Raw genomic sequence first — 26,900 nt, 5'->3', positions numbered from 1 at the left:
ACACAGATATAGATGTTATTGTCCCATAAAATAAAAATCTGTGTGAATCCGTGTAATCTGTGGTGAGCTGAAGTTAGAGGATTGTTATCTCTTCACGTCTCTGTTCTTTTTCGCAATAATGGCATTTCACGATGCAATTATCCTTATCTATCACATGAAAGATGGTGCTCATCGGTTCATTGTTGGTAATACATTTCGGATTGGCACATTTCACGATGCCACGAAGCTCATCCGGCATTTTTACCTCTTTCTTTTCCACTACCTCGTAATCGCGGATAATATTCAGTTTGACGTGCGGTGCTACTACCGAAATACGGTTGATCTCTTCGTCACAAAAGAATTTATCTGCAATTTTGATGATTCCTTTTTTACCCAGCTTCTTGCTGTCGAGGTTGAATCCGATCGTGATATTGCTTGTCATTTGTTCCACACCGAGCAGTTGCACTACGGTGAAGAGCTTTTCAGATGGGATATGGTCAATCACTGTTCCGTTTTTCAGGGCAGCTACTTGCAATGCTTGTTTATTTTCGCTCATAATAAAATATCGTTTTTAACGTCCTCTAATGTGATACCTAATACATCGCAAAGGATTGCTTCGCGGGCATACAGACCGTTTTGTGCCTGTTGGAAATAATATGCTTTCGGGTTGTCATCCACATCGTAAGCAATTTCGTTGACACGGGGAAGCGGGTGCAGGATACGCAGGTTCGGACGTGTGTTTTCCAACATTTTGTTACGGAGAATATATACATTCTTCACCCGTTCATATTCCATCAGGTCGGTGAAACGTTCGCGTTGCACACGGGTCATATACAGAATATCGGCGTCGGCGATAATCTCTTCGGAAAAGTCTGTATGTTCAACGTATTTTATTTGGTGCGTTTTGCAGTAAAGTTTGTATTCTTCCGGCATTTTCAATTCTTCAGGAGCGATAAAATGGAAAGTCGGATTAAAGTGTCGCATCGCCATCAGCAAAGAATGTACGGTGCGGCCGTATTTCAAGTCACCCACCAGGAAAATATTCAGATTTTCCAGCGTTCCTTGCGTTTTGTAGATAGAGTAAAGATCGAGCATCGTCTGCGACGGGTGCTGGTTAGCTCCGTCACCTGCATTGACAATGGGCACCGGGGCTACTTCGCTGGCATATCGTGCAGCTCCTTCGAGATAGTGTCGCATGACGATAATATCTGCGTAGTTACTCACCATCATGATCGTGTCTTTAAGTGTTTCCCCTTTGGAAGAGCTGGTGGCCTTGGGGTCAGAGAATCCGATTACTCGTGCACCGAGACGGTTGGCAGCTGTTTCAAAACTCAAGCGGGTACGGGTGGAAGGTTCGAAGAACAGGGTTGCTACTACCTTTCCTTGTAATAACCGGCGATTGGGGTTCATTTCAAACTGCTTCGCCATTTCGAGCATGTAGAGGATTTTTTCTTTAGAATGTTCGGCAATGGTTACTAAACTTCTGTTTTCCATTTTGTTATCTTTTATGTGGATAGAACTTGTTTTACCGGAGCGTAAAGGTACGAAGAATTTGTGAAAAGCACAGATTTTTCGTACCTTTTTTATCAGCTTTTAATCAGTCGGTTTATTTCCGTCCGCTGGCTAGTGCTGCAATGATATATTTCCCCGGTGCTCCGATTTTGCTCCAGGCCGTATTAGAGAGTAGTTTCCATACTTGGGTGCCTTTCCTGCCATAGTCTGATAACCGGAGAATTGTCTGCCTCTCCTTCAAATTAGTCACTTTGTGGCGTTCCAGACTTTCTATCAGTCCGTTCATGTTGTGTGTGGCCTGATTGTATGCATACCCCGGAATTTCAAACGAAGCATCGCTTATTTCTTCTTCTTCAGTATTTAGTTTAGTTTCCTTTAGTTTAGTTTGTCGAGAAATGTCTGCATTTTCTGAACTCACTTCCTCTTGAGTTGGAAAAATGTTAGCATTTTCCTTGTTCAACTCATCCTTGTGTATCCTTTTTCTCTGTTTGGTCTCTAATAAATAAGGTAGTTGTGAGAAATCTATTTTTCTTCGTGTTGTAGCTTCGAACCACACTCTTTGAATCTGTTCCGAAGTGAGTATACCGTGTTTCTCGTAGGTTTCCTTATGGAAAAATCCTTTTTCCAATAACAGGTCGACAATCTTTTCCATCATATCCTCTTTGATCCCGCCACCTACTTTGCGGACGAAAATTAGATTTTGTTCTTTCCCCCAAGAGATGTAATATCCCTCTTTATAGATTTTGCAAAGTAATCGCATGACCATGTAAGAAGCTAACACTCCGAATTTGGCTTCTAATAACTCCATAACCTCTTCGTCAAAAAAGTTTGCCGGTGTCGGGAAGTAAGGTATCCCTTTATTAATCATATTCATTATTCAATATTTTTTTATTATAAACTATACAATAGCTTTCCATTCCATCAGGTTTCCGATCATGAATCTTCTCCATCCTTTTTGTTCTTCACTCCAATAAATAATAGACTCTTGTTGTGCTGTGATATTAAATTCTCTATGAAAGAATTTTTCATATCCTACCAGTGTTCCTTTTTCCAGGCAGAACGTACCATCCTGCTTATGAAAAGCTATCATTGCATTTCCATACAACATGTGTTCTATTAGTTTAATGCACTCCTGTACAATTCTATCCGCACATTTATCCGAAATCCCCTTTTCGGCAGTAATACGTTTTTTCCATACTAATTTGCAAGCTTCCAACTTGCCTTTCTTGATCTTTTGTCTCATTTTCTTCTGTTTTTTGATTGAAAAATTAAGTTTTTATTTAAACGTAAATATTCCCTGTCGGATAGTGACGGTATGCTGTTGTCATAGCGTTACTATCCTTTCATTATAGTGACGCTATGACAACAGCATACCGTCACTATTTTTTGAGAGAAATTCTTGTTGCTTTCCGACCGGTTGAAAACGGCGGCGAAGGTAGGCCTTATATTTCACTTGTCCCATTATTTTTTCTTAGTACTTGCTTTTAAGCTTTTCAGCCTGTTCTCTTTTTTCCTTTTTCTCTTTCATATATTCTTCTTCGACAGACTTTTTCAATGCCGCCAATTCTGCATGTATACTGCTAAGTTCCATTAACTTATAGCCGCCATGCTTGTGAATGTATAATACTTTTTGGTCATAGATATATTGGGCCAGATTTATCAGCTTTTTTTTCTTAGGATGGTGGAAATATCCATCGATAAAGATTCTCAAATGCATGGTGAGATAAAGGCGGATATCTCCACTGATTGCTATTCTGTTTTCCAGCTCTTCTTCACTGATGATTTCTTCCTTTGACTGTCTTCCAGGGGCTTTTCCCACTGTTTGAACATTTCTTTTTGCTTTGTTGTTTTTACTTCCTTTTTTAGATTTTTCGCTTCTCATAATTAGTTAATTTTTGCAATATTAATGAATGTTAATTCGAAAATAATATCTGGAAAGTGAAATTGAACCTGCAAAAAGATTTGTTCTTTTGTCGCTTGCCAAATAGTATATATATAAAATAACTAGTGATGCAAATGATGAATAAAAATGGATTTAGTCGATGTGGTGAGAACTACATCAATCGTTTACGAAAGGAAGGGCGTTATTCTACGGCGCACGTTTATAAGAACGCCCTTTATTCTTTCGGGAGGTATTGTGGTACATTGAATGTGTCGTTCAAGCAAGTTACCAAGGAACGTTTACGACGTTATGGTCAGTATCTTTATGAGTGTGGTTTGAAGCCCAATACGATTTCTACGTATATGCGTATGCTTCGTAGTATTTACAATCGGGGAGTGGAAGCGGGGAGTGCCCCTTATGTTCCTCGATTGTTTCATGATGTCTATACAGGTGTGGATGTCCGGCAAAAGAAAGCTTTGTCTGCTGGTGAATTACATAAGCTTTTGTATGAAGATCCCAAATCGGAACGTTTACGTCGTACACAAATTATTGCCGCCCTGATGTTTCAGTTTTGTGGAATGTCATTTGCTGATTTGGCACATTTGGAAAAATCAGCTTTAGATCAGAGCGTGTTGCGCTATAATCGAATCAAGACGAAAACTCCCATGAGCGTCGAAGTATTGGATACCGCCAGGGGAATGATAAATCAACTCTGGAGTAATCAGGAACCCATTCCCGATTGTCCGGACTATCTATTTGATATACTTTGTAATAACAAGAAACGCAAAGATGAAAGAGCATACCGTGAATATCAGTCTGCTCTTCGGAATTTTAATAATAGTTTGAAGGATTTGGCGAGAGTTTTACGGTTAAAATCTCCGGTTTCTTCTTATACACTGCGCCATTCTTGGGCAACGACAGCGAAGTATCGTGGAGTGCCAATTGAAATGATCAGTGAATCATTGGGGCATAAATCTATAAAAACGACACAAATCTATTTAAAAGGTTTTGAACTCAAAGAACGTACAGAGGTAAATAAAGGGAATTTATCTTACATTAGAAACTATCGTTTAGGTTGATAGTTAACGATAAAGTGTTAGAAATCAAGGGCGAAATGTTTCCGTTACTTCTTAGGTAACGGATAATTATTCGGTGCAAAGATATGCAAAAATACAAATAGTAAACAAGTAAAATCTTCTTTTTTTTCTGAATTGTTGAAATATGCAACAAAAATATATCAGGACATGATGATTCTGTTTGATCATGCCTGAAATTCCTGTACTCTGTTTCCAAAGATGTTTTCCCTTCACGTAGGTTAGAAAAACATCTTTGTAGGCAGTTCCTGTCCATGTTTTTCTGCTTTCATCTGTTTTTCTGTGAATGAGTACCTTATCCGTTACCTAAGAAGTAACGGAAAAATAAGGGGTAAAAAAGTATGATTCTAACGAAAGAAACTTTAAGTGCTGGGCCTAGTATTGGGACAGGGGAAGGCGTAGCACACTCTAAACGCTGGTATGTCGCTCTGGTCCGTATGCATCATGAAAAGAAAGTAGCCGAGCGTTTAGATAAAATAGGGATTGAAAATTTTGTACCAGTCCAGCAAGAAGTACATCAATGGAGTGACCGCCGTAAAGTGGTTGAATCCGTATTGCTTCCGATGATGGTTTTTGTACACGCTGATCCCAAAGAACGTAAAGAGGTTCTTTCCTTTTCTACAGTTAGTCGGTATATGGTAATGCGTGGTGAGAGCAGTCCGACTATCATTCCTGATGAACAAATGGCTCGTTTCCGTTTTATGCTTGACTATTCCGAAGAGGCAATCTGTATGAATAGTGCTCCTTTGGCACGTGGTGAAAAAGTGCGTGTCATTAAAGGTCCCTTGACAGGGCTTGTAGGAGAACTGGTTATGGTAGATGGTAGAAGTAAAATTGCTGTCCGGTTGAATATGCTGGGGTGTGCTTGTGCGGATATGCCGGTTGGATATGTGGAACCGATAGGAGAGAAACAATAGGCAACTAAATGTGTTATGGTAACAGGAAACGAATATATATTTCCGAATATAGATGATGCACTAGAATATGTGTTAAAGAATGAACAAAAAGCATTGGCTTCAGACAGGAAGAGACAAGTTGCTCCTTGTGTGCCAGAACAGCCGACTTCATCTTTTTTGAAGCCTGGAATGAAATCAAAACTGATTCCGGTGGACAGTTTAAATTATCCTTATAGCGGATATTTCAATAATGCACCATCAGAAAGTTTCGTTATGTCTCGATTGGCATCGGGTAGATATTCGTTGAAACCTAATCTGCATGAGAGAAAATTTCTGTTTCGTGGTGAGACTGAGTTTCATTCTCCTTGTACTCCAAGTCTGTTTCGCAAAAATGAACAGAAACAATATATTGAAGAATTGGCAATTGGGCAGGAAATGGAGCTCTTAATGTTGTCACATCCTTTAGTTCAGCTACTAGACCTTGGTGTTGAACTGAATGGACAACAATTTCGCTTTGAGATGAATTTGTTGGGTTTGACTCAGCATTATTACAATAAAACATGTTTTCTGGACATGACCAGTAGTCCGCAAGTGGCAGCGTTTTTTGCAACTACCGATTACGATTGGAAGACAGATACCTATTCGCCCATTTTAGATAAAGAGCACGTAGCTGGTGTCCTTTATTATTATTCGTTGGATATTGATGCTGACTTCAAGATAGTTCCACTTACAACAATAGGATTACAGGTTTTTCCACGTAGTGGCAAACAGTATGGCTTTCTTTATAAGTTGACAAAGGGACAGGATTTTAACACCTTTTTACGACTACAAATGGTGCGATTTAAGCATGACCCCAAAATAGCTCAACGTATTTTTGATGAATTTCATGGTGGCAAAGATCTTTTTCCTGATGATATTTTGATGAATCATTGGAAGGCTTGTAATCGTGATAAGCTAGTGCTGTCAAACAGGACTGTTTTGGCAAATCAGGTTAATAATCCCGGCTCATCAGTTGATGATTTGACTCATGAATTAGAAAATTTGGGGTATGAAATTCGAGACTATATACCAACTTTTACAAAAGATGAATTGAAAGAATATTACGCTGCTATAAAAAAAGGTTTTTGGAATGAATTTTGTTCAAGGATATACATCCCGGGTGATAATGGTTCTATATTGAATGCGTTGAAATCCCTTCCTTATGACCAGCGTTATCAATGGGCTTTTGATGAAAATATTCCGTATACTATAGATTATAACCAAGGGGTTGTACTAAAAAAGTTTGCCCGTTGCTTGAAATAGGTGAATTAGCCCTGAATTATTAAGATGTCTCAAGTAACAGACAATAATAAACGCATAGCGAAGAATACACTTCTTCTCTACGTTCGTATGCTCTTTATGATGATCGTGAGTTTGTATACATCACGTGTCATATTGAATGCTTTGGGAGTTGAAGATTTTGGTATATATAATGTTGTTGGTGGCGTTGTGGCTATGTTTTCAGTAATATCGGGCTCATTGTCTACCGCTATTAGTCGATTTATTACTTTTGAATTAGGGAAAGGTGATCAATGTAAACTGAATAAAATATTTTCAGCATCGGTTACTATTCAAATGTTGTTATCTTTGATTATTGTCGTATTAATAGAATCTATTGGCGTATGGTTTCTTAATTCTAAGATGACTATTCCAGTAGATAGAATAGTGGCAGCTAACTGGGTACTTCAATTTTCTATTGTCACTTTTGTCATAAATCTTATAAGTGTTCCATATAATGCGGAAATCATAGCGCATGAGAAGATGTCAGTTTTCGCATATATCTCCATATTAGAGGTTATAGGCAAACTGACCATTGCATTTTTGATTGTCGTTTCGCCTATTGACAGACTAGTTTTCTATGCCATTCTTATGTGTTTGGTTGCGGCTGTTATTCGACTAACCTACACTTGTTACTGTCGTAAACATTTTGAAGAATGTACTTATCACTTTTGCTGGGATAGAAAATTATTGAAGAGTATGTTTGGCTTTGCCAGTTGGAATTTTATAGGAGCATCAGCTTTTGTGTTAAGAGAACAAGGTGTTAATGTAATTTTAAATGTTTTTTGTGGACCAGTTGTTAATGCTGCTAGAGGAGTATCTACACAAGTAAATAGTGCTATAATAGGATTTGTTAATAATTTTATGATGGCGTTGAATCCGCAAATTACTAAATCGTATGCGTCTGGGAATAAGGAGTATATGTTTGCTCTATTACATCAAGGTGCCCGATTATCCTTTTATATGCTTCTCTTTTTATCTTTACCTATTCTGATAAATACTGAATATATTTTACTTTTATGGTTGAAGACAGTTCCTCAATTTACTATTATTTTTGTTCAACTCACATTGATTTTAGCTATGGTAGAATCTATTTCAAATCCTTTAGTTACAGCATTGTTGGCAACTGGAAAGATTAAGAATTACCAAATAATTGTAGGGGGATTAAACTTGTTGAATTTTCCTATTTCATATATTGCATTAAAAATAGGTTTCTCTCCATATTCTACTATGTATATAGCGTTAACGATTTCTGTGTTATGCTTATTGTTAAGGTTGTTGTTTTTAAAAGGAATGATAGGATTATCAGCATTATCTTTTATAACAAAAGTGATATTAAATGTAATGTGTGTAACCATAATTTCAGCGCTAGTTCCTTTGCTGTTGAAAATCTCTATAAACAGTATAAATTTATTTGCTTTTATAGGTAATATTCTTACCTGTTTTATATCAGTATCAATTACAATATTTTATGTTGGTTGTAAAAGACAAGAAAGGCAAGTTGTAATTTCTTTTATTAGGAATAAAATAAAAAAACGTGGATAAAAAAAAAGTGTTACTTCTGGGAGGAACAGGAACTCTTAGTATGGGAGTTCTTAAAGAAGCTTTAAATAAAGGTTGGGATATAACTGTACTAAATCGTGGAATACATAAAAAACATATTCCGGATAGCGTACATAGAATCATAGGTGATTTTAAAAAAGTTGAAACTTGGAAAGAAGCATTGCATTCATGTAATTTCGATGTGGTTGTTGACTTTTTATCACGTAATCCTGCGGATATATCTCGGGTTTTCCCTATATTAAAAAATAATTGTAAACAATACATTTTTATTTCTTCTGCTTGCGTTTATCGAAGAAATGAGGAAGATTTTCCGATAAAAGAAGATTCGCCTAAACCCAATATGAATTGGGACTACAATGTTGAAAAATATAATTCGGAAAAAGAGCTGGTCAAGTTATCCCAAAATGCATCATGCTATTATACTATAATTCGTCCTTATATTACATATGATGACGAAAGGATACCTTTTGGAATAGCTCCCTCTTATAAATATCATAGAACAATTATTGAAAGATTAAAAAATGGAAAACCAATGTTTGTTTGGAATGAAGGTAATAACATAACGACATTAACTTATATATCAGATTTTGCTAAAGGTGTGGTTGGGTTATTTTCTAATAATGCAGCAATAAATGAAGATTTTCACATAACGAGTGATTATCAATATACATGGAATGAATTCTGGAGTATTTTTCTTGCTAAATTGAATTTAAAAAGTACTATATATCATGTAGATGCCAAAGATATAACAAAATATATGCCTTCTGAAAAGCAATTATTAATGGGGGATCGGGGATTAGATGCCTCATTTGATAATAAAAAAATAAAAAAGGCTGTTCCATCTTTGACGTTTGAATTTAATCTGGAAAAAGGTATTGATAATTTGATAAAATATTACAATGAACTTGATTCTTGGAATTATGATTATAGATATGATGCGATGATAGATAAAATGTTGGCAAAACAATCTCCAAGATGTTTTTACATTAAATATGAAAAGGCCTATCGTTCTTCTTGGTTGATTTATCATATCTATAGATATCTCCCATATAAAATGGCGAATAAATTATGCAGAGTAATAAAAATAAATCAATAGATTTCAAAAGTTCAGTATTTACCTGTAATAAACTAAATTGCAGTGGTTGTGGTGCATGTGCTCAAATATGCTCAAAACATGCAATTGATATGGTAGAAGATAATGAAGGCTTCTTATTTCCAATATTAAATCAAGAGAAATGTGTGCAATGTGGATTATGTGATAAAATTTGTCCTGAAGTTAATTCACACCAATCAAACGTAGGAGAATATAAACAATGTTTTGCTGCAACTAATAAAGACAATGATTATTCACGTATGAGTGCGACTATTGGCGCTTGTACAATGATGGCCGAGTATGTTTTATCTATAGGCGGATATGTTTTTGGGGTTATTCTAGATGAAGATGAATGGAAAGCAAAACATAGATGTATAGATAATTATTCTCTTTTGCAAGAAGCTAGAAATTCAAAATATATTCAAAGCGATACAGGAAGTACATATTCTCTGGCTAAACAACTTCTAAATAAAGATAAAACTGTACTTTATATAGGGACACCTTGTCAAATTGCAGGATTAAAAGCCTTTTTGCAAAAAGAATATAAAAAATTGTATACAATAGATTTGATTTGTCATGGTGTATACAGTTATAGGCTACTTCAAAAAGAAGTAGATTATTGGAGTTGCAAGTTTAATAGAGGTAAAGTAAGTAATTTTAGATTTAGAAGTAAGGAGAAATATCCATGGATATACGGTGGTGTTATTAATTTTGATATCAGTAACAATAAGAGTTATGCTCATATAGAAATACATGGAAGTTGTTCGCCTCTTTATCGTTGCTATGCCTATAGTGAAGATGGTATTAATTATACCCTTAGAGAATCCTGCTATTCTTGTCAATTTAGAGATACCAATCGTTTTGGAGATATAACAATAGGAGATGCGTGGGGAATATCAAAGAAACGTTCTGAACTTTTTCAGAACAAAAATCTAAAGAAAGGAATATCATTAATATTATGCAATACTCATAAAGGGAAATTTCTTTTAGATCATATTGATAGTCAAGTTAATTTGGTTGAATTATCAGAAAATGAGGCTTTCTCTCAAGATGCATTAAAAAGTTCCAATAGAATGATTCCCAAGGAAAGATATCTTATTTATAATAATCTGGACAATGAAGATTGGGAGTCTTTAATTGAAAAAAATCTTCATGTTAATTTTACCAAATTAAGAACGATGTATCATATTCACGAGGTGAAGAAAACAATTAAAGAAGTAATTAAAGAAATGATTTTTTATAATAGATGGAAAAAGTGAAATATTATCCATATTTGGATACTTTGAAAGTAAGTAAGATCTTAAAAAGATTATTGTTTGGTTTATGAGATTGATTTCACATTTGCGCGCTATCAAATATGGCTTAGTTTGGTATGTAATAAATAGTTTAGTGTCCAATTTCCCAAGTATAAGATTAAGATATTATATTCTTAAATTATTTGGAATGAATTTAGCCAAGAATGTTCGATTTTATCAAGGATTTCACATAAGAAATCCTAAGGGAATTGCCGTTAATGATGGCGTCTCTATTGGCCCTAGAGTTTTGCTAGATGGTCGTAAGGGATTAATTATAGGTAAAAATGTAGTAATTGCGTACGAAGCAATTATATGGACATTAAATCATGATTACAACGACATATACTTTGCTGGTAAAGGATCATCTGTCACTATTGGCGATTATGCTTGGATTTGTTGTCGGTCGATAATACTTCCAGGCATTACCATTGGGGAAGGAGCTGTAGTTGCATCAGGTGCAATTGTAACAAAAGATGTTCCCCCATATACTATTGTAGGAGGAACACCTGCTAAAATTATTGGATATCGTGAGAAGAAAGCATATAGTTATGGTTATCATAAAAACAGTTCAATAGAATATTTTATATAAAATGAATTTGCCTGCTTATAAAAAAATAAGTGTAACGAAAAAAGCTGTTATATATCTTACGTTATTTATAGCTTTTTGTGGATGGTCTTCAATATATTTAAGCTGGGGAGGATGGCTGTCTAAACCTTCATTTTTTATTGGTTTCTTCTTATTTTGCTTGTGTATCTATTATTGTCGGCGAATAACAAGTGGAGAGATGACTAATGTTGTGAATTGGACCTTAATTTCAGCGTTTTTCAGCATTATTCCTGCTATGGGGGATTGGCATGCTAGTTTTCATTCTTACTTTTACGGGTATATTGCAACCTATTATGGATTGTTTTTTTATTATATGTTGAGAATATGGAAAGTGAGCCCAAATGCTCTTATGAAAATAGTAACTGTATTTTGTTTTATTTGGGTAGCTATTGAAATTGGTCAGCAATTTACGTATCCTGAATATTGGTTTTTAGGTCGCCAAAATGAATGGGACATAGTTGAGAACCGTATGGGACTTTGGAGATTCTACATTTGGGGGATTGATTTTGTAATGTTAGCCTTTGCATTTTATGCTGGTAAAGCTTTTTCCTCGAAACAATATTCAAAGGTTAATATGATTTATTTTATCATTTTTACTGTGGGTATTCTATGCTATTGTTCAAGGAAGCATATTGTCGCGGTCGTTGTAGTGATTATGTATGCTATATTAATGATAGAAAGCAAACATAAATGGAAGATCAGAATTATTTGTTTGGTCGTGATGGCGATTCTTTTTTATAGTTTCTATGATGATTATTTAGCAATGAGCGCAGAAGCTGTTGATTCTCAAGGTGCCGGTGAGGACTTCATTCGTTATCTTGCTGCCAAATATTTTATAGTGGATTTTTCTAATTCACCTCTTTATCCGATATTTGGGACAGGGTGGGGGAGTTTGGCTCTTGGTAATAAACTAGAGTATTGTAAACACGTACTACACTTTTATATTTCAGATGTTGGAATTATAGGTTATTATTCCACAGTCGGCTTAGTTGGGGTTTCTGCTATTATTTTTTACATATACAAATTTATCAGAAATTGGAAATATATTGATTTGGGGTATAAAATGTTCTTTATTATGAAAATGATTCTTGTTGTATTTGACTTCTGGATGTGCTGGGCTATTGGTATAATTGCTTATGGAACATTTTTATATCTATTGGATGAAAATATAAAGGAGAATAAACTTATTAAGAGTAAATTATGAATATTGGAATACTAACATTTTATAAAGTTGCAAATTTTGGAGCTAATATACAGGGGGTATCTACATACTGTTATTTGAAAAATGCAGGACACAATCCGATCTTCTTGAACTATCTTTCCCATCGAACAGAAGATGAACTTGAAAAGGGTTATAATGATAGTATTCAAGTAAAAGCACATTTGGATTTTGTAAACAATGTTTGTATTAATCAAACTGAAAATTTATATGGTTCTAAAGATATCGAAAGAATGATTAATGAATACCTTCTTGATGCTATTATAATAGGTTCTGATGCTGTAGTACAACATCATCCTCTTTTTTCAAGAATTCATAAAGGAAGAAGGAAGCCTTTTTATATAGCTCATCCGGTACCTGAGAGAATGTTTCCTAATCCGTTTTGGGGAATCGGTTTTGCTATTATGATTCCAACAGCAATGATGTCTGTATCGAGTCAGAACTCCAAATATAGTCAGTTTTCGAAATCATTGAAAAGTAAAATGCGAAAAACTTTAGCTAATATGAAATACATTTCTGTTAGAGATACATGGACTCGTGATATGATGTTGGCAATAGGGACCCCACAAAACATTGAAGTTACTCCTGATCCTGTTTTTTCTTTCAATTATAATGCGGGAGCATTAGTTCCGTCAGAAGAGGATATTAGAAATCGTTTCAATTTACCTAAGCAGTATGTATTGGTATCTCTTCATTCTCAAAGTTTATCAGTTAACATTCTCGACGAATTAAATCAAAAGCTTAAAAATCATGGAAAAGAATGTGTCGCTTTCCCAATGCCTAACGGTATTAAGTTTCAACATAATTTTGATTATCAAGTCAATGTGCCTCTATCGCCTATTGATTGGTATGCACTCATAAAATATTCAAGTGGATATGTAGGTAGTAATATGCATCCTATTATAGTTAGCTTGCACAATGCGGTACCCTGTTTTAGTATTGACCATTGGGGAACAAAAGATTTTTTTAATCGGACAGTTAGAGATGGTTCAAGCAAAGTAGAGCATATTATGGGAATTTTTAGCTTGAAAGCAAATGTAAGACCTATTAATGCGGGTGTTTGTGAAGTTTCAGCAGAACAGATTGTAACTGCTTTGCAGAATTTTCCCAAAGAAAAAGTAAGAGCTGTTGCTGCAGAGCGTTATGAACAATATAAGAAGATGATGGAAGATATAATTGATAGCTTACAAAAAAGATAGGAATTATGAGAATACTTATAATTTCCAAATGTCCTACGCATCCTACAAATGCAGGAAATAGATGGTGGATATTGTCACAAGCAGAAATGTTTAAGTCGTTAGGGCATGATGTGTATTTTCTCCATATTAGTGAGATGCCATTGAGACAAAACTCCAAAGCATATTTTGAAAGTATTGAGAAATCGAAAAAATATTGGGGAGATAGATATTACTTGTTTACTGTCAGTAAACTACAAAAGATCAAGATGACTTTGATTAAGTATTACCGTAAGAATTTCTGTCACGGTTTTTATCAGGTAGATGATCAATACCCTTATGGCTTGGAAAATATGGTAAATAGGCTTGATGAACAGATTCATTTTGATGTTTGCGTAATCAATTATTATTATTTATCTCGGCTGTTTGAATTTATCCATATTCCTAAGAAGGCAATAGCAACCCATGATTGTATTGCATACAAGAATCTCAAAGTTGGTATGCCTACTATGTGTATCACTGCGGATACCGAGGCAAAGGCAATGCAAAGATGTCCACATATCTTTGCTCTTCAGGAAGTAGAAGCCGATTATTTTCAACTTCTTTCACCTAATAGCGAGGTGTACAATCTATATGGTAAATATGGATATCATCCTCAACCTGTGGTGGGAAATCATAATCTGTTATTTCTTTCTGGAAATAATGAATTTAATCAAAATGGAATAAAGTGGTTTATTAAAGACATTTTTCCTTTCATAAGAAAGACATTTCCTGATGCTGAGCTTGTAGTAGGTGGAGGAATCTGTAAAATGATGTCAAGCCAGAATAATATAGATGGGGTGAAAGTTTTAGGGTATATAGATAATCCTGCAAATTTTTACGCTCAAGGAGATGTGGCTATTAATCCTGTGTATCAGGGAACTGGATTGAAAATTAAAACATTTGAATCCATATCCTTCGATAAAGTTGTAATGGTTCATCCTCATAGTATGGCGGGGATATTTAAAAAAGAAAGTGCTCCTCTTTTTGCGTCAACTAATCCAATTGAATGGGTAGAATACCTTGAAAAAATATGGGACAATGTTGCCGAAATCGATAATGTGAAAATTCAAAATAAAGTTTATCTTGCAGAAATGGATAGATTTGTTATTGCCGAGTACAAAAAGTTTTTAGGCTAATTTTATACAAATTGTTCTTGTGCTAGGAGTCTAATAATCAGGAAGAAATTTTATATCATGGAGAGATTATGTATACATCCGTTTGCGCATGAATTCGATAAATACTTGCGACTTACACCCTATAAAGGGATAAAAAAGAAGAAAAATTCTGTAGGTAAGTTTTGGAATTTAGTGATTAAGCCCATGGTTTTAGGTTATCATCGTTATACCTATATTAGAGTTTGTGGCTGTCGAATAGATATTGGTTGGTTACCAATATTAAAAAAATATAGGGATTGATTGAGACTAAATGGAAATAGAAGAAATATGAGTTTCACGTTTTGTCAATAGTTGGCGGTTGTTCAACCTCCGCATGGTCTAAAAAATAACGGTCATGCATAGTAGTGAAGATTTTGAGAAATAATGTAAGCTATAGCTCCACCCCCCCAAGAATACTGGAGCTAAGGATTATTGTCATAGGGGGTTGGATACTTACGATATATACCTTTTTTATATGAATAAGAAAAAAATATCTTGGATAACTCCAAGTTGTTTCATTGATGTAGATTTGCCGATTATAAATCTTTTAGCCAAAGATTATTTTATTGATTGGCAAATAGTGGTGGAAAATAATCAAGAGATCGATTATGAGTTATATGTAAAATCTGTACTGAAAGACAATCCTAATGTCCAAGTCTATTTTTTCTATTTAACGCATCGCCTTAGGAGCCTTCATAATATAATTGATTTAATACGTATCATTAAAAGAGCTAGAGCATTCCTTCCAAATCTGTATTATATTTCAGCAGCTATGCATCCTTATGGCACTATGATGTATCGTTTGATGCTTCCTAAAAGAAATGTCGTTATCGCATGTCACAATGTTTCTACTCCAAGAGGAGCTAATTCGGAAAAATGGGCCAAAAAACTAACTAATATGTGGATTCGTAGTTTTAAGAATATTCAGGTATTCTCAAGAAGTCAGGAAGTAATTCTCAAAGAGAAAGTTCATGGAAAGAATATTCTAATGGCACATTTGGCTTTAAAGGATTATGGAGAATCTACTATTGAAGTAAATAAAAAGGAAGAACGAACTTTTAGATTCTTATTTTTTGGAAATATTGTTGCATATAAGCGGGTTGATTTATTGATTGAAGCTGCAAATATTTTGCATGATAGAGGTATTGAAAACTTCAAAGTAAGGATTGCTGGTAGCTGTAATTGTAATTGGGAACAAAACTATGCATCGTTTATAAAGTGTCCAGATGTGTTTGAACTAATGATTAGACGAATTCCTAACGAGGATGTAGCTAATATGTTTGCAGATAGTCATGTTTTTGTTATGCCTTATCAAGATATAGCCCAAAGTGGGGCTATAACGGTAGCATTTAGATATAATGTCGTTACATTGGTCTCTGACATTCCTCAATTTAAAGAGTTTGTAGAAGATGGAGTGACGGGATTAGCATTCCAATCAGGAAATGCAGGTGATTTAGCGGATAAAATGCAGTGGTGTATAGAAAACAGGGATGTGCTTTTAAAAGAACTTTCTGTTAATCAAAAGAATTTTGTAGATAAGGAGCTTTCGCTAACCAGTATTGTTGCGAAATATAAAGACTTCTTTTCTAAATTGTAAATTATGAGTTTTGTACCTCGACTGGCTACAGATAAACAATGTACAGGCTGTTTTGCTTGTATAGATGTGTGCAATAAAAATGCTATAAATATAGTTGAACATTATGATGGGCATCGGTATGTAGAGATAGATAAAAGTAAATGTGTTGGTTGTGGCATGTGTGAACAAATCTGTCCGATCGTCTCGAATTTCGAATATCAGAAAAGTGAATATTCAGATTTCTATGCAGCTTGGGCAAAAAATAGAACACATCGAAAGACTAGTGCTTCAGGTGGCGCTTTTTATGCAATGGCGTTTTCTGTAATAGAACAAGGGGGAATTGTGTTTGGTGCGAAAATAGAATCACCTTGTTATGTTCATCATCAGGCAATTGATACTAAGGAAGAATTGACTTGTTTGCAGGGATCAAAATATACACATAGCAATGCATCTGGAAATTATAAACTTGCTTTGAAATATTTGAAGGAAGGTCGAATGGTTCTTTTCTCGGGCACAGGTTGTCAAATTGCTGGACTATTATCTTTTTTGAAAGATAGAACCTATAAAGGGAGTCTGGTTACGGTGGATTTAATTTGTGGTGGAATTCCTTCTAAAATTTTAATTGATAAATTTATTAGTCAGGCACCGTATAAAGTGAAGCGTGTTTTGTCATTTCGTACCAAGGAAACAGGATGGAAACCTAGAGGATTTCGTTATAATTTAAAAGTCGAAGACGAAAATGGTAAAATTTATGATTATGCAAATAAAAATAATTTAATTACTACTGGATTTAGTCTCGAATTAACGAACAGGTATTCTTGTTATGACTGTCCTTTCGTTGGAAAAAATCGCAAATCAGACTTTACCATAGGGGATTATTGGGGATGTATTAAATATGATGAAGAACATTTTGATGGTATATCGTTGATTATAGCTCATACTGATAAAGCGAGGCAGTTCCTTTCATCATTAAAAGATTCTTTATTTTATGATAAGGCTGATATGAACTTAGCCATATCTCATAATCATAGATTGGTTACAGGACATTCGATTCAGCAATATTTTTTTGAACGAAAGTTATTGGCTTTCTTTTCCTCACACCTTAGTGATAGTGTATTTTCAAAAGTATATGCGTATACCTTTTCGAATAAAAGTCCATGGATACTGTTGAAAGTGATTCGGAAAGTTTACGGAATAGTAGTAGTGATTATAGATAGAATAGGACATAAGCAATGAGAATCGGATTATTAACATATCATAAGTCGTATAATTGTGGAGCAGTGTTACAAACTTATGCCACATGTCGTCTCCTCAAGGAACTGGGACATGAAGTAGAGTTGATAGACCTTAGGCAGCCAGAACCTATAAAGTTGAGACAATTGATTTTTATTCCTCGTTTTATTAAATTTCATAGGTTCTGCAAAAAGTTTTATCCGTCGCTTACAAGGCATTATAAAACAGTGGAGGAACTTAGAAAGGCAAAGTTGGATTATGATTGTTTGTTGGTAGGAAGTGATCAAACATGGAATCCTTTAATTAGCCGTGAACAATGTTTGGCCTATTTTCTTGATTTTGGAGAGGAGCAGGTTCGCAGAGTGTCGTTTGCTTCGAGTTTTGGGGTGAATATGTGGCCGGAGAGTCATAAAGAGCTACTGCCTGCTATAGATAAACTTCTTCATCGTTTTTCAGGAATATCTGTGAGAGAGGTTACGGGCCAAAATATATTAAAGCAGCAATTTAGCCTTGATAGTAACTTAGTGCTTGATCCTACAATGTTGCATTCTTCTTATGCGGAAATTACTTCATCTATTATTCTCAATCACCGTATTGTCTGTTATCTTTTAAATCGTAATGATTGTCAGCTTGATATGGCACGTTATCTTTCATACAAGATGGGTATACCGGCTCGTATGATATTTAATGGATATCCTTTGAGAGGGTTTGAATATTGTTATCCTCCCGCTATAAAAGGATGGATAGAGCAGATTGGAGGAGCGGAGATTGTAGTGACAGATTCTTTCCATGGATTGGTGTTTAGTTTGCTTTATCATCGTCAGTTTGCTGTGATTCCTATAGCAAATGGATTATCGAGCCGTCTGCTTGATTTGCTTGATTTAGTAGGACTAAAAGATCATGTGTTTACTTCCCAGGAGGAGTTGGAAAAGAATATGGAGGTACTTCAGCGTCCGATTGATTATGAGAGGGTAGACAGAATATTGGCTATTTATAGAAAACAGTCAATTGACTTTTTACGTAATGTTTTGAGATAAGGATAATCGTCCTGCAAAAGTGCTTAAAAAAGATACAATTTTGAAAGTAAAGAATGGGAGAGGCTTAGATAATTAAATTGTATGGTTAGAAAAATACTTAATTATTTCTTATGAAAATATTATTGGCAAACAAGTTTTATTATCGTCGTGGTGGTGATTGTATCTATACGCTTAATCTAGAGTTATTGCTACGGGAGTATGGACATGAGGTAGCGATATTTTCCATGGATTATCCTGATAATTTGGAAACTCCATGGAGAAAATATTTTCCGAGTGAAGTGAAGTTTAAACCCGGATTAGGAATGTTGGAAGCTTTTTTGCGTCCATTAGGTACAAATGAAGTAAAAAGAAAATTTTGTGCATTATTAGATGAATTCAAACCTGACGTAGTACATTTGAATAATATTCATACGCAACTTTCTCCCATAATTGCTGAACTAGCACATGAAAGAGGAATTAAAGTTGTATGGACTCTACATGATTTGAAGCTTCTTTGCCCTCGTTATGATTGTCTTCGTAATGGAAAAATAGCCTGTGAAGAATGTTTTATGGATAAACGTAAGGTGCTTGAGTATAAATGTATGAAGAACTCTATTGTTGCTAGTTTCTTAGCTTATAAGGAAGCAGTATCATGGAATCGTGAGCGTTTGGAGAAATGTACAGATATATTTATTTGCCCAAGTTTATTTATAGCGAATAAGATGATACAAGGAGGCTTTGATAAAACAAAAATGTGTACACTCTGTAATTTTATAGATATAGAAAAAACAAGGAAGCAAGAGTATAATAAGCTGGATTATTATTGTTTTATAGGTCGTCTATCTAATGAAAAAGGGGTGGTTACATTGGTAAAAGCAGCTCGTCAGTTGCCATATAAATTGAAAATTATTGGTGAAGGCCCCTTGATGGAAGAGTTGAAAATACTGTGCAAAGGAACAAATATCGAACTTGTAGGCTATAAACAATGGGCGGAAATAAAAGAACTATTAGGACGCACTCGTTTTAGTGTTATTCCATCGGAATGTAACGAAAATAATCCACTTTCAGTGATTGAAGCACAATGTTTAGGAACTCCAGTTTTGGGAGCATGCATTGGAGGTATTCCCGAATTGATAGAAGAGGGAAAAAGTGGAATGTTGTTCAAATCAAAAGATATAGTGGATTTAAAAAAGAAAATTGAGATGATGTTCACATATACGTTTGATTACGAATCATTGGCCAAAAAATCACAAGAAAAATACTCTGCAGATGCTTACTATAAACAGCTGATGAAGATTTATACCAAGTGACGAGGAAACATATTTCTTTTGTATATATTTAAAATCTTATTATATTATGACTACAAATAATATCCCGTGTCCTACGGACGCGAGCATTATTCTGACGTATCGTTGCCCGATGCGTTGCAAGATGTGTAATGTGTGGCAGTATCCCACAGAAAAGAGTAAAGAAATACAGCCAGAGGAGTTACGTACACTTCCAAAGCTGAAATTTATAAATCTGACAGGTGGCGAGCCTTTCATTCGTGAGGATTTGGATAAGATTGTTGAAGAATGCTATAAACATACGGATCGTATTGTGATTTCTACATCCGGATGGTTTGAAGATCGTGTGGTAGCATTGGCTAAAAAATTTCCGAATATCGGTATTCGTATTTCTATCGAGGGATTAAGTTGCAAGAATGATGAATTACGTGGACATTCAGGTGGCTTTGATAAAGGTTTGCGTACGTTATTGACGCTAAAAGATATGGGATTAAAAGATATTGGTTTTGGATGTACGGTATCCAATAATAACTCAAAAGACATGCTTTCACTCTATCAATTGAGTAAGTCATTGGGAATGGAGTTTGCTACAGCTGCTTTTCATAATTCATATTATTTCCATAAAGACGATAATGTGATAACGAATAAAGACGAAGTATGCAAAAATTTTGAACAGTTGATAGAATGGCAATTGAAGGAGAAACATCCGAAGAGTTGGTTTCGTGCTTTCTTCAATATGGGACTAATCAATTATATAGAAGGTGGTCGTCGTATGCTGCCATGCGAGGCCGGTTCTGCCAATTTTTTTATTGAACCTTATGGTGATGTATATCCATGTAATGGTTTGGAAGAAAAATACTGGATGAAGAAAATGGGTAATATTCGTGAAACTCCCAATTTTATGGCTGTTTGGAAAAGCGAGCAGGCGCAGCAGGTGCGTGATATGGTACGCAAATGTCCGAAAAACTGTTGGATGGTAGGTACTGCTTCTCCAGTAATGCATAAATACATTAAACACCCTCTAAAATGGGCATTAAAAAATAAACTTTTTAGTATGCAAGGTAAGCCTGCATGTTTGGATAAGTGTTGGTATAATGTAGGACAGGATCCTTGTCAGGGAGATTTAAGAGAGGGTTTTTAAGATCATGAAAGTCGTGGTAACTGGCACCCGAGGAATACCAAATATCCTTGGTGGTGTTGAAACACATAGTGAAGAGCTTTTCCCTCGTATTGCACAAAAAGGCATCGATATAACTATAATCCGTCGTAAAAGCTATGTACATGATTCACTTCAAGAATATCAGGGTGTTAAATTGACAGATATTGAAACTCCTAAAAGGAAATCGTTCGAAGCTATCATTCATACATTCAAAGCTATTTTGAAAGCTAAAAGTCTACATGCAGATATTGTCCACATTCATGCTATTGGTCCAGCACTGTTGACCCCCTTGGCGCGTTTACTGGGCATGAAAGTAGTTTTCACACATCACGGTCCAGACTATGACCGGGATAAATGGGGAAAGGCGGCTAAGGTAATGTTGAAAACCGGTGAATGGATGGGATGTATGTTTGCTAATGAAGTGATTGTCATTTCGGAAGTCATTAATGATATTCTAGTACGTAAATACGGTCGAAAGGATTGTCATCTTATTTATAATGGAGTGCCTACGCCAGACAAAATTAATAGTACAGATTATTTATATGAATTAGGACTAAAACCCTGTAAATATCTGTTTGCGATGGGACGATTCGTACCGGAAAAGAACTTTCATCTATTGATTCGTGCTTTTGCTGCTTTGAAACAACATAATTATAAATTAGTGCTTGCAGGAGATGCAGATTTTGAAGATGATTATTCAAGGAAACTGAAGTCTTTGGCGAAAGAGAATGGGGTGGTTTTGACTGGTTTTATTAAAGGAAAGAAGTTGCATGAATTGCTAACCCATGCCCATTGTTTTGTTTTGCCGTCTTCTCATGAGGGTTTGCCAATTGCTCTATTAGAGGCGATGAGTTATGATCTTCCTGTGATTGTGAGTGATATCCCTGCAAACTTGGAAGTGGGGCTGGCTTTTGATTGCTATTTTCAGACGGGGAATGAGGAGCAATTACAGGAAAAACTACAAAAGAATTTAGTACAGGATTTTTGTCCTGTTCATTATTCAATGGATGAATATAACTGGGATAAAATTGCAGAACAGGTTGTTTCTGTATACGAAAATATGTTTTAATTTTTATCGTTTATTACCATGCAGGAAGTCCAACGTTTCAACAAAGTCCTAAAATCTTTGGTTCTCTTGGGAGACCTTATTTTGCTGAACCTGCTTTTATGGGGATTTAATTTGTTTCTGGGTACCCGTTTCTGGTGTATCCATTGCGGTTCTATCTTTCAGGGAATGACTCTTATCACTCTGTGCTATTTACTTTGTAACATGCATTCAGGGGTTATTCTTCATCGTCCTGTGGTGCGTCCTGAACAGATCATGATCCGTGTCTTACGTAACATGGTTCCTTTTGTCTTTTTTTCGGTTTGTGCATTGCTTGTTTTTCATTTTCATTTTTCTCATTCCCGATATTTCGGACTGTTTTATGTTGCACTGATAATTGTCATTATCAGCTACCGCCTAATTTCCCGTCACTGTTTGGAGCTTTATCGAAAAAAGGGAGGAAATGTGCGCAAGGTAGTATTAGTTGGGAGCCATGAGAATATGCAGGAACTTTATCATGCGATGACGGATGATCCTACGTCTGGTTATCGTGTACTGGGCTATTTTGAGGATTTTCCTTCGGATCGGTATCCACAGGATGTTCCATATTTGGGACAACCCAATGAAGTAAGTGTTTTTTTAGAAAAACATGCGGGAGAGATTAATCAGCTTTATTGTAGTCTTCCTTCTGTGCGCAGTGCGGAGATTGTTCCCATCATTAATTACTGTGAAAACCATCTGGTCCGTTTTTTTAGTGTTCCTAATGTCCGTAATTATTTGAAGCGTAGAATGCATTTTGAATTATTGGGGAATGTTCCTGTACTTTCTATTCGTTGTGAGCCATTGGAATCACTGGAGAACCGTATTATCAAGCGTGCTTTTGATGTCGTTTGTTCAGGGTTATTTCTTATTACGGTTTTTCCGTTCGTTTATATATTCTTCGGAATTGCAATAAAATTAAGTTCTCCCGGTCCTGTTTTTTTCAAACAAAAACGCAGTGGTGAGGATGGCCGTGAATTCTGGTGTTACAAGTTTCGTTCAATGAAGGTTAATGCGCAATGTGATACTCTTCAGGCTACGGAAAATGATCCTCGTAAAACACGTATCGGAGAGATAATGAGAAAGACTAGTGTGGACGAATTGCCTCAATTTATCAATGTATTGAAAGGAGATATGTCTATTGTAGGTCCTCGTCCTCACATGTTAAAACATACAGAGGAATATTCTAATCTGATAAACAAGTTTATGGTTCGTCACTTCGTTAAACCTGGAATAACTGGCTGGGCTCAAGTGACGGGCTTTCGCGGTGAGACGAAAGAGCTCTGGCAGATGGAGGGACGTGTGCAACGTGATATCTGGTATATAGAGCATTGGACTTTTTTATTGGACTTATATATTATGTATAAGACGGTGTATAATGCTATACATGGAGAAAAAGAAGCATATTAAAAAATAAAACTTAGGAATTAAAGGGCGTTTAATTATGAATTTAAGAATTATGATGAGAAGACTAAACAAAAGAAATTTGTGGTTACTATTGTTGCCATTCCTATTGGCTGGCTGTCAGTCTTATAAAAAGGTTCCCTATTTCCAGAATGTGGAAGTTGTGAACGAGGTAGAACAACAGGAAAAATTGTATGATGCCAAGATCATGCCCAAGGATTTGTTGACTATTGTGGTATCGTGTACTAATCCTGAACTTGCGATACCTTTTAACCTGACAGTTGCCAGCAATGCCGGAATAGCTGTGAGTACTTCGTCTTATGTGACTACTCAACCTGTATTACAGCCTTATTTGGTAGATAATGAAGGAAACATAAATTTTCCGGTGTTAGGAGAATTGAAGTTAGGAGGCTTAACGAAAAGGGAAGCAGAACAGCTGATTATAGATAAATTGAAGCCTTACATGAAGGAGACTCCCATTGTAACGGTCCGTATGGTAAATTATAAAATATCTGTTATCGGTGAGGTTACCCGTCCCGGAACTTTTACTATCTCTAATGAGAAAGTGAATCTGTTGGAGGCATTGGCTATGGCTGGTGATATGACGGTATACGGTCTTCGTGATAATGTAAAGTTGATTCGTGAAGATGCAAACGGCAAACAGCAAATTGTAACCTTGGATCTGAACAAGGCCGAAACCATTCTTTCACCTTACTATTGGTTGCAACAGAATGATATTGTTTATGTAACTCCCAATAAAGCAAAGGCTCGAAATTCAGATGTAGGTAACAGTACCAGTCTCTGGTTCTCAGCCACCTCTATCTTGGTATCCATTGTCAGCCTATTAGTAAATATTTTAAAATAATGATTTGCAATGAAAGAAACAGATTTCAACGAAGCACAAGAATCTAAGGAAGAAAATATAGACGTCAAGGAACTACTGTTTAAGTATTTGATCCACTGGCCTTGGTTTGTGGGGGCAGTTGTGGCGTGTTTGATTGCGGCATGGGTCTATCTTTATACATCCACTCCCGTATATAATATTTCCGCTACGGTTTTAATAAAAGATGATAAAAAAGGGGGGAGTGCCGGAATGCTTTCCGGGTTGGAGAGTCTGGGATTGGATGGTATGATCTCTTCTTCGCAGAATATTGATAACGAGATTGAAGTTCTCCGTTCAAAGACTATCGTCAAAGAGGTGGTTGAAGATTTGGGACTCTATATTTCTTATGCAGATGAGGATGAGTTCCCTTCCAGGAACATGTATAAGACTTCACCTGTACAAGTGAGTCTGACTCCGCAGGAGGCTGATTTGTTGGAGGAGCCGATGATGGTGAAGATGGCATTACAACCACAAGGAAGTATGGATGTGACTGTGAAGATTGACGATGATGAATATCAGAAACATTTTGAGAAATTGCCGGCGGTTTTTCCTACTGATAAAGGGACATTGGCTTTTTTCCTGACGCCGGACTCGGTATTATCTTCTAAAAGAACATTGGAAGAAACTACAAATTTGGAAAAGACTACACGTAATATTACAGCAACAATTAATAAGCCTTTGACGGTAGCGAAATGGTGTTGCAAAAATATGACTATAGAACCCACTTCCAAAACTACTTCTGTAGCTGTCATATCGTTGAAAAACTCAAATGTGCAGCGAGGCAAAGATTTTATCAATAAACTATTGGAGATGTATAATATCAATACGAATAATGATAAGAATGAAGTGGCACAGAAAACTGCAGAGTTTATCAATGAACGTATTGGAATTATTTCAAAAGAACTCGGTAGCACGGAAAAGGATTTGGAGAGTTTTAAACGTGGGGCAGGTATTACGGATTTGACCAGTGATGCTCAGATCGCTTTAACTGGTAGTGCTGAATATGAAAAGAAGCGTGTAGAGAATCAAACCCAGATTAATTTACTGCAGGATTTGCAGAAATATATGCAAAATGAAGGTTATGAGGTTCTGCCCAGTAATATCGGATTGCAGGATTTGAATCTTGCGGCTGCCATTAATCGTTATAATGATGTGCTTGTTGAGAGAAAACGTTTGCTACGTACGTCAACAGAGAATAATCCTACCATTATAAACTTGGATACCAGCATTAGTGCAATGAAAGAGAATGTGCAAGTTTCTTTAGACAGGGTGTTGCGTGGATTGTTTATCACAAAGGCAGATCTGGATCGTGAAGCGAGCCGTTATTCCCGTCGCATTAGTGAGGCACCTGGGCAGGAGCGCGAATTTGTGAGTATTGCGCGTCAGCAGGAAATTAAGGCCGGACTCTATTTGATGCTTCTTCAGAAACGTGAGGAAAATGCTATAACTCTGGCTGCTACAGCCAATAATGCGAAGATTATAGATGAAGCTATAGCAGATGATGCTCCTGTGGCTCCTAGAAGTAAAATTACTTATTTGATCGCTTTGATACTAGGAGTCGGAATTCCGGTAGGGGTTATATATTTGCTTGAATTAACCAAATTCAAGATTGAAGGTCGTGCAGATGTAGAAAAACTTACTAGTGCACCTATTGTCGGTGATATCCCGTTGACAGATGAAAAGCAGGGAGCTATTGCTGTATTTGAGAATCAAAACAATCTGATGAGTGAAACTTTCCGCAATGTCCGAACGAATCTTCAGTTTATGCTTGGAAATGGCAAGAAGGTGATTTTAGTTACTTCCACAGTCAGTGGTGAAGGTAAATCTTTTATCTCTGGTAATCTTGCTATCAGTCTTTCTTTATTAGGGAAGAAGGTAGTAATAGTTGGTCTTGATATCCGCAAGCCAGGTTTGAATAAGGTATTCAATATATCAAAAAGAGAACAAGGTATAACTCAATATTTGGCTAATCCGGAAAAGAATTTGATGGATTTGGTACAGCTCTCTGATGTCAGTAAGAATCTCTATATTCTTCCTGGTGGAACAGTTCCTCCTAACCCGACAGAATTGTTAGCACGTGATGGATTGGATAAAGCGATTGAGACTCTCAAAAAGAATTTTGAATATGTGATTCTCGATACCGCTCCTGTCGGTATGGTAACTGATACCTTATTAATAGGACGTGTGGCTGATTTATCTGTTTATGTATGTCGTGCGGATTATACCCGTAAAAATGAGTATACTTTGATTAATGAACTTATTGATGGAAATAAGTTGCCTAACCTATGTACAGTAATAAATGGTTTGGATTTGAAGAAAAGAAAGTACGGTTATTATTACGGTTATGGTAAATATGGCAAGTATTATGGTTATGGTAAACGATACGGCTATGGTTATGGATATGGAGAACAATCTGGTAAGGAAGAATAAA

At 35.8% G+C, this 26,900-nt stretch carries 24 protein-coding genes; 19 read left to right on the top strand and 5 right to left on the bottom strand.

Annotated elements, in window-relative coordinates; translation table 11 throughout:
* Nucleotides 1–73: 73 nt before the first annotated feature.
* The 5 genes from pyrI to LPH68_RS01190 all read right to left on the bottom strand — a co-directional run bounded on the left by pyrI (nucleotide 74) and on the right by LPH68_RS01190 (nucleotide 3,373).
* Nucleotides 74–535 carry an aspartate carbamoyltransferase regulatory subunit gene (pyrI, locus tag LPH68_RS01210; protein ID WP_009039537.1) on the bottom strand — a complete coding sequence of 154 codons (462 nt, stop codon included), beginning with the start codon at nucleotides 533–535 and terminating at the stop codon, nucleotides 74–76.
* Nucleotides 532–1,473 (bottom strand): aspartate carbamoyltransferase, encoded by a 942-nt coding sequence (pyrB, locus tag LPH68_RS01205; protein ID WP_009039538.1) that lies wholly within the window; start codon nucleotides 1,471–1,473, stop codon nucleotides 532–534. The genes pyrI and pyrB overlap by 4 nt, the downstream gene beginning before the upstream one ends.
* Nucleotides 1,474–1,585: 112 nt before the next feature.
* Complete coding sequence (locus LPH68_RS01200) at nucleotides 1,586–2,365, bottom strand: DUF4373 domain-containing protein (RefSeq protein ID WP_008022568.1); 780 nt, start codon at nucleotides 2,363–2,365, stop codon at nucleotides 1,586–1,588.
* 24 nt (nucleotides 2,366–2,389) lie between these two features.
* Nucleotides 2,390–2,734 (bottom strand): SH3 beta-barrel fold-containing protein, encoded by a 345-nt coding sequence (locus tag LPH68_RS01195; protein WP_008770647.1) that lies wholly within the window; start codon nucleotides 2,732–2,734, stop codon nucleotides 2,390–2,392.
* A 228-nt stretch (nucleotides 2,735–2,962) separates the two neighbouring features.
* The gene (locus tag LPH68_RS01190; RefSeq protein ID WP_008022561.1) at nucleotides 2,963–3,373 is read right to left on the bottom strand and encodes a DUF4119 family protein; all 411 of its coding nucleotides are present in this window, start codon (nucleotides 3,371–3,373) and stop codon (nucleotides 2,963–2,965) included.
* Nucleotides 3,374–3,501: 128 nt separating this feature from the next.
* Between LPH68_RS01190 and LPH68_RS01185 the strand changes: the two genes are divergently transcribed.
* The 19 genes from LPH68_RS01185 to LPH68_RS01095 all read left to right on the top strand — a co-directional run bounded on the left by LPH68_RS01185 (nucleotide 3,502) and on the right by LPH68_RS01095 (nucleotide 26,899).
* Nucleotides 3,502–4,452, top strand: a complete 951-nt coding sequence (locus LPH68_RS01185) for a tyrosine-type DNA invertase cluster 3b (protein WP_049702701.1) — start codon at nucleotides 3,502–3,504, stop codon at nucleotides 4,450–4,452.
* Between the two features lie 356 nt (nucleotides 4,453–4,808).
* Nucleotides 4,809–5,384, top strand: a complete 576-nt coding sequence (locus tag LPH68_RS01180; RefSeq protein ID WP_117683847.1) for a UpxY family transcription antiterminator — start codon at nucleotides 4,809–4,811, stop codon at nucleotides 5,382–5,384.
* 15 nt (nucleotides 5,385–5,399) lie between these two features.
* Nucleotides 5,400–6,665 (top strand): FRG domain-containing protein, encoded by a 1,266-nt coding sequence (locus tag LPH68_RS01175; RefSeq protein WP_117810627.1) that lies wholly within the window; start codon nucleotides 5,400–5,402, stop codon nucleotides 6,663–6,665.
* A 24-nt stretch (nucleotides 6,666–6,689) separates the two neighbouring features.
* A complete protein-coding gene (locus tag LPH68_RS01170) occupies nucleotides 6,690–8,225 on the top strand; it encodes a lipopolysaccharide biosynthesis protein (protein WP_117683849.1) in 1,536 nt (511 codons plus the stop codon).
* A complete protein-coding gene (locus tag LPH68_RS01165) occupies nucleotides 8,218–9,339 on the top strand; it encodes an NAD-dependent epimerase/dehydratase family protein (protein ID WP_117683850.1) in 1,122 nt (373 codons plus the stop codon). Before LPH68_RS01170 ends, LPH68_RS01165 begins: the two co-directional genes overlap by 8 nt.
* Nucleotides 9,312–10,595 (top strand): Coenzyme F420 hydrogenase/dehydrogenase, beta subunit C-terminal domain, encoded by a 1,284-nt coding sequence (locus LPH68_RS01160; protein WP_117683851.1) that lies wholly within the window; start codon nucleotides 9,312–9,314, stop codon nucleotides 10,593–10,595. Before LPH68_RS01165 ends, LPH68_RS01160 begins: the two co-directional genes overlap by 28 nt.
* A 184-nt stretch (nucleotides 10,596–10,779) precedes the next feature.
* The gene (locus LPH68_RS01155) at nucleotides 10,780–11,220 is read left to right on the top strand and encodes an acyltransferase (protein WP_117683888.1); all 441 of its coding nucleotides are present in this window, start codon (nucleotides 10,780–10,782) and stop codon (nucleotides 11,218–11,220) included.
* Nucleotide 11,221: 1 nt separating this feature from the next.
* Nucleotides 11,222–12,442 carry a hypothetical protein gene (locus LPH68_RS01150; RefSeq protein WP_117683852.1) on the top strand — a complete coding sequence of 407 codons (1,221 nt, stop codon included), beginning with the start codon at nucleotides 11,222–11,224 and terminating at the stop codon, nucleotides 12,440–12,442.
* The gene (locus LPH68_RS01145) at nucleotides 12,439–13,656 is read left to right on the top strand and encodes a polysaccharide pyruvyl transferase family protein (RefSeq protein WP_151936161.1); all 1,218 of its coding nucleotides are present in this window, start codon (nucleotides 12,439–12,441) and stop codon (nucleotides 13,654–13,656) included. Before LPH68_RS01150 ends, LPH68_RS01145 begins: the two co-directional genes overlap by 4 nt.
* 5 nt (nucleotides 13,657–13,661) lie before the next feature.
* Nucleotides 13,662–14,810 carry a glycosyltransferase family 4 protein gene (locus LPH68_RS01140; RefSeq protein ID WP_117683854.1) on the top strand — a complete coding sequence of 383 codons (1,149 nt, stop codon included), beginning with the start codon at nucleotides 13,662–13,664 and terminating at the stop codon, nucleotides 14,808–14,810.
* A gap of 493 nt (nucleotides 14,811–15,303) precedes the next feature.
* Complete coding sequence (locus tag LPH68_RS01135) at nucleotides 15,304–16,425, top strand: glycosyltransferase family 4 protein (RefSeq protein ID WP_120144562.1); 1,122 nt, start codon at nucleotides 15,304–15,306, stop codon at nucleotides 16,423–16,425.
* A gap of 3 nt (nucleotides 16,426–16,428) precedes the next feature.
* On the top strand, nucleotides 16,429–17,640 hold the full coding sequence (locus tag LPH68_RS01130; RefSeq protein ID WP_117683857.1) for a Coenzyme F420 hydrogenase/dehydrogenase, beta subunit C-terminal domain: 1,212 nt from the start codon (nucleotides 16,429–16,431) through the stop codon (nucleotides 17,638–17,640).
* Entirely contained in the window at nucleotides 17,637–18,674 is a 1,038-nt protein-coding gene (locus LPH68_RS01125) for a polysaccharide pyruvyl transferase family protein (RefSeq protein ID WP_117683858.1), read from the top strand. The genes LPH68_RS01130 and LPH68_RS01125 overlap by 4 nt, the downstream gene beginning before the upstream one ends.
* A 110-nt stretch (nucleotides 18,675–18,784) precedes the next feature.
* Nucleotides 18,785–19,963 (top strand): glycosyltransferase, encoded by a 1,179-nt coding sequence (locus LPH68_RS01120; RefSeq protein WP_151936162.1) that lies wholly within the window; start codon nucleotides 18,785–18,787, stop codon nucleotides 19,961–19,963.
* Nucleotides 19,964–20,009: 46 nt separating this feature from the next.
* The gene (locus LPH68_RS01115; RefSeq protein ID WP_117683860.1) at nucleotides 20,010–21,080 is read left to right on the top strand and encodes a radical SAM protein; all 1,071 of its coding nucleotides are present in this window, start codon (nucleotides 20,010–20,012) and stop codon (nucleotides 21,078–21,080) included.
* Nucleotides 21,081–21,084: 4 nt separating this feature from the next.
* The gene (locus LPH68_RS01110) at nucleotides 21,085–22,167 is read left to right on the top strand and encodes a glycosyltransferase family 4 protein (RefSeq protein ID WP_117683861.1); all 1,083 of its coding nucleotides are present in this window, start codon (nucleotides 21,085–21,087) and stop codon (nucleotides 22,165–22,167) included.
* A gap of 18 nt (nucleotides 22,168–22,185) precedes the next feature.
* Nucleotides 22,186–23,592, top strand: coding sequence for an undecaprenyl-phosphate glucose phosphotransferase (locus LPH68_RS01105; protein ID WP_117683862.1), 1,407 nt, complete (start codon nucleotides 22,186–22,188; stop codon nucleotides 23,590–23,592).
* Between the two features lie 34 nt (nucleotides 23,593–23,626).
* On the top strand, nucleotides 23,627–24,451 hold the full coding sequence (locus LPH68_RS01100; RefSeq protein WP_049702721.1) for a polysaccharide biosynthesis/export family protein: 825 nt from the start codon (nucleotides 23,627–23,629) through the stop codon (nucleotides 24,449–24,451).
* Between the two features lie 9 nt (nucleotides 24,452–24,460).
* Nucleotides 24,461–26,899 (top strand): polysaccharide biosynthesis tyrosine autokinase, encoded by a 2,439-nt coding sequence (locus LPH68_RS01095; RefSeq protein ID WP_151936163.1) that lies wholly within the window; start codon nucleotides 24,461–24,463, stop codon nucleotides 26,897–26,899.
* Nucleotide 26,900: the final 1 nt, after the last annotated feature.

Origin of the sequence: Bacteroides sp. 1_1_30, assembly GCF_020982715.1 — a bacterium.
GTDB lineage: Bacteria > Bacteroidota > Bacteroidia > Bacteroidales > Bacteroidaceae > Bacteroides > Bacteroides xylanisolvens.
Note: the sequence above shows the minus strand (reverse complement) of the source record. Positions and strands in the feature narration are given on the sequence as shown.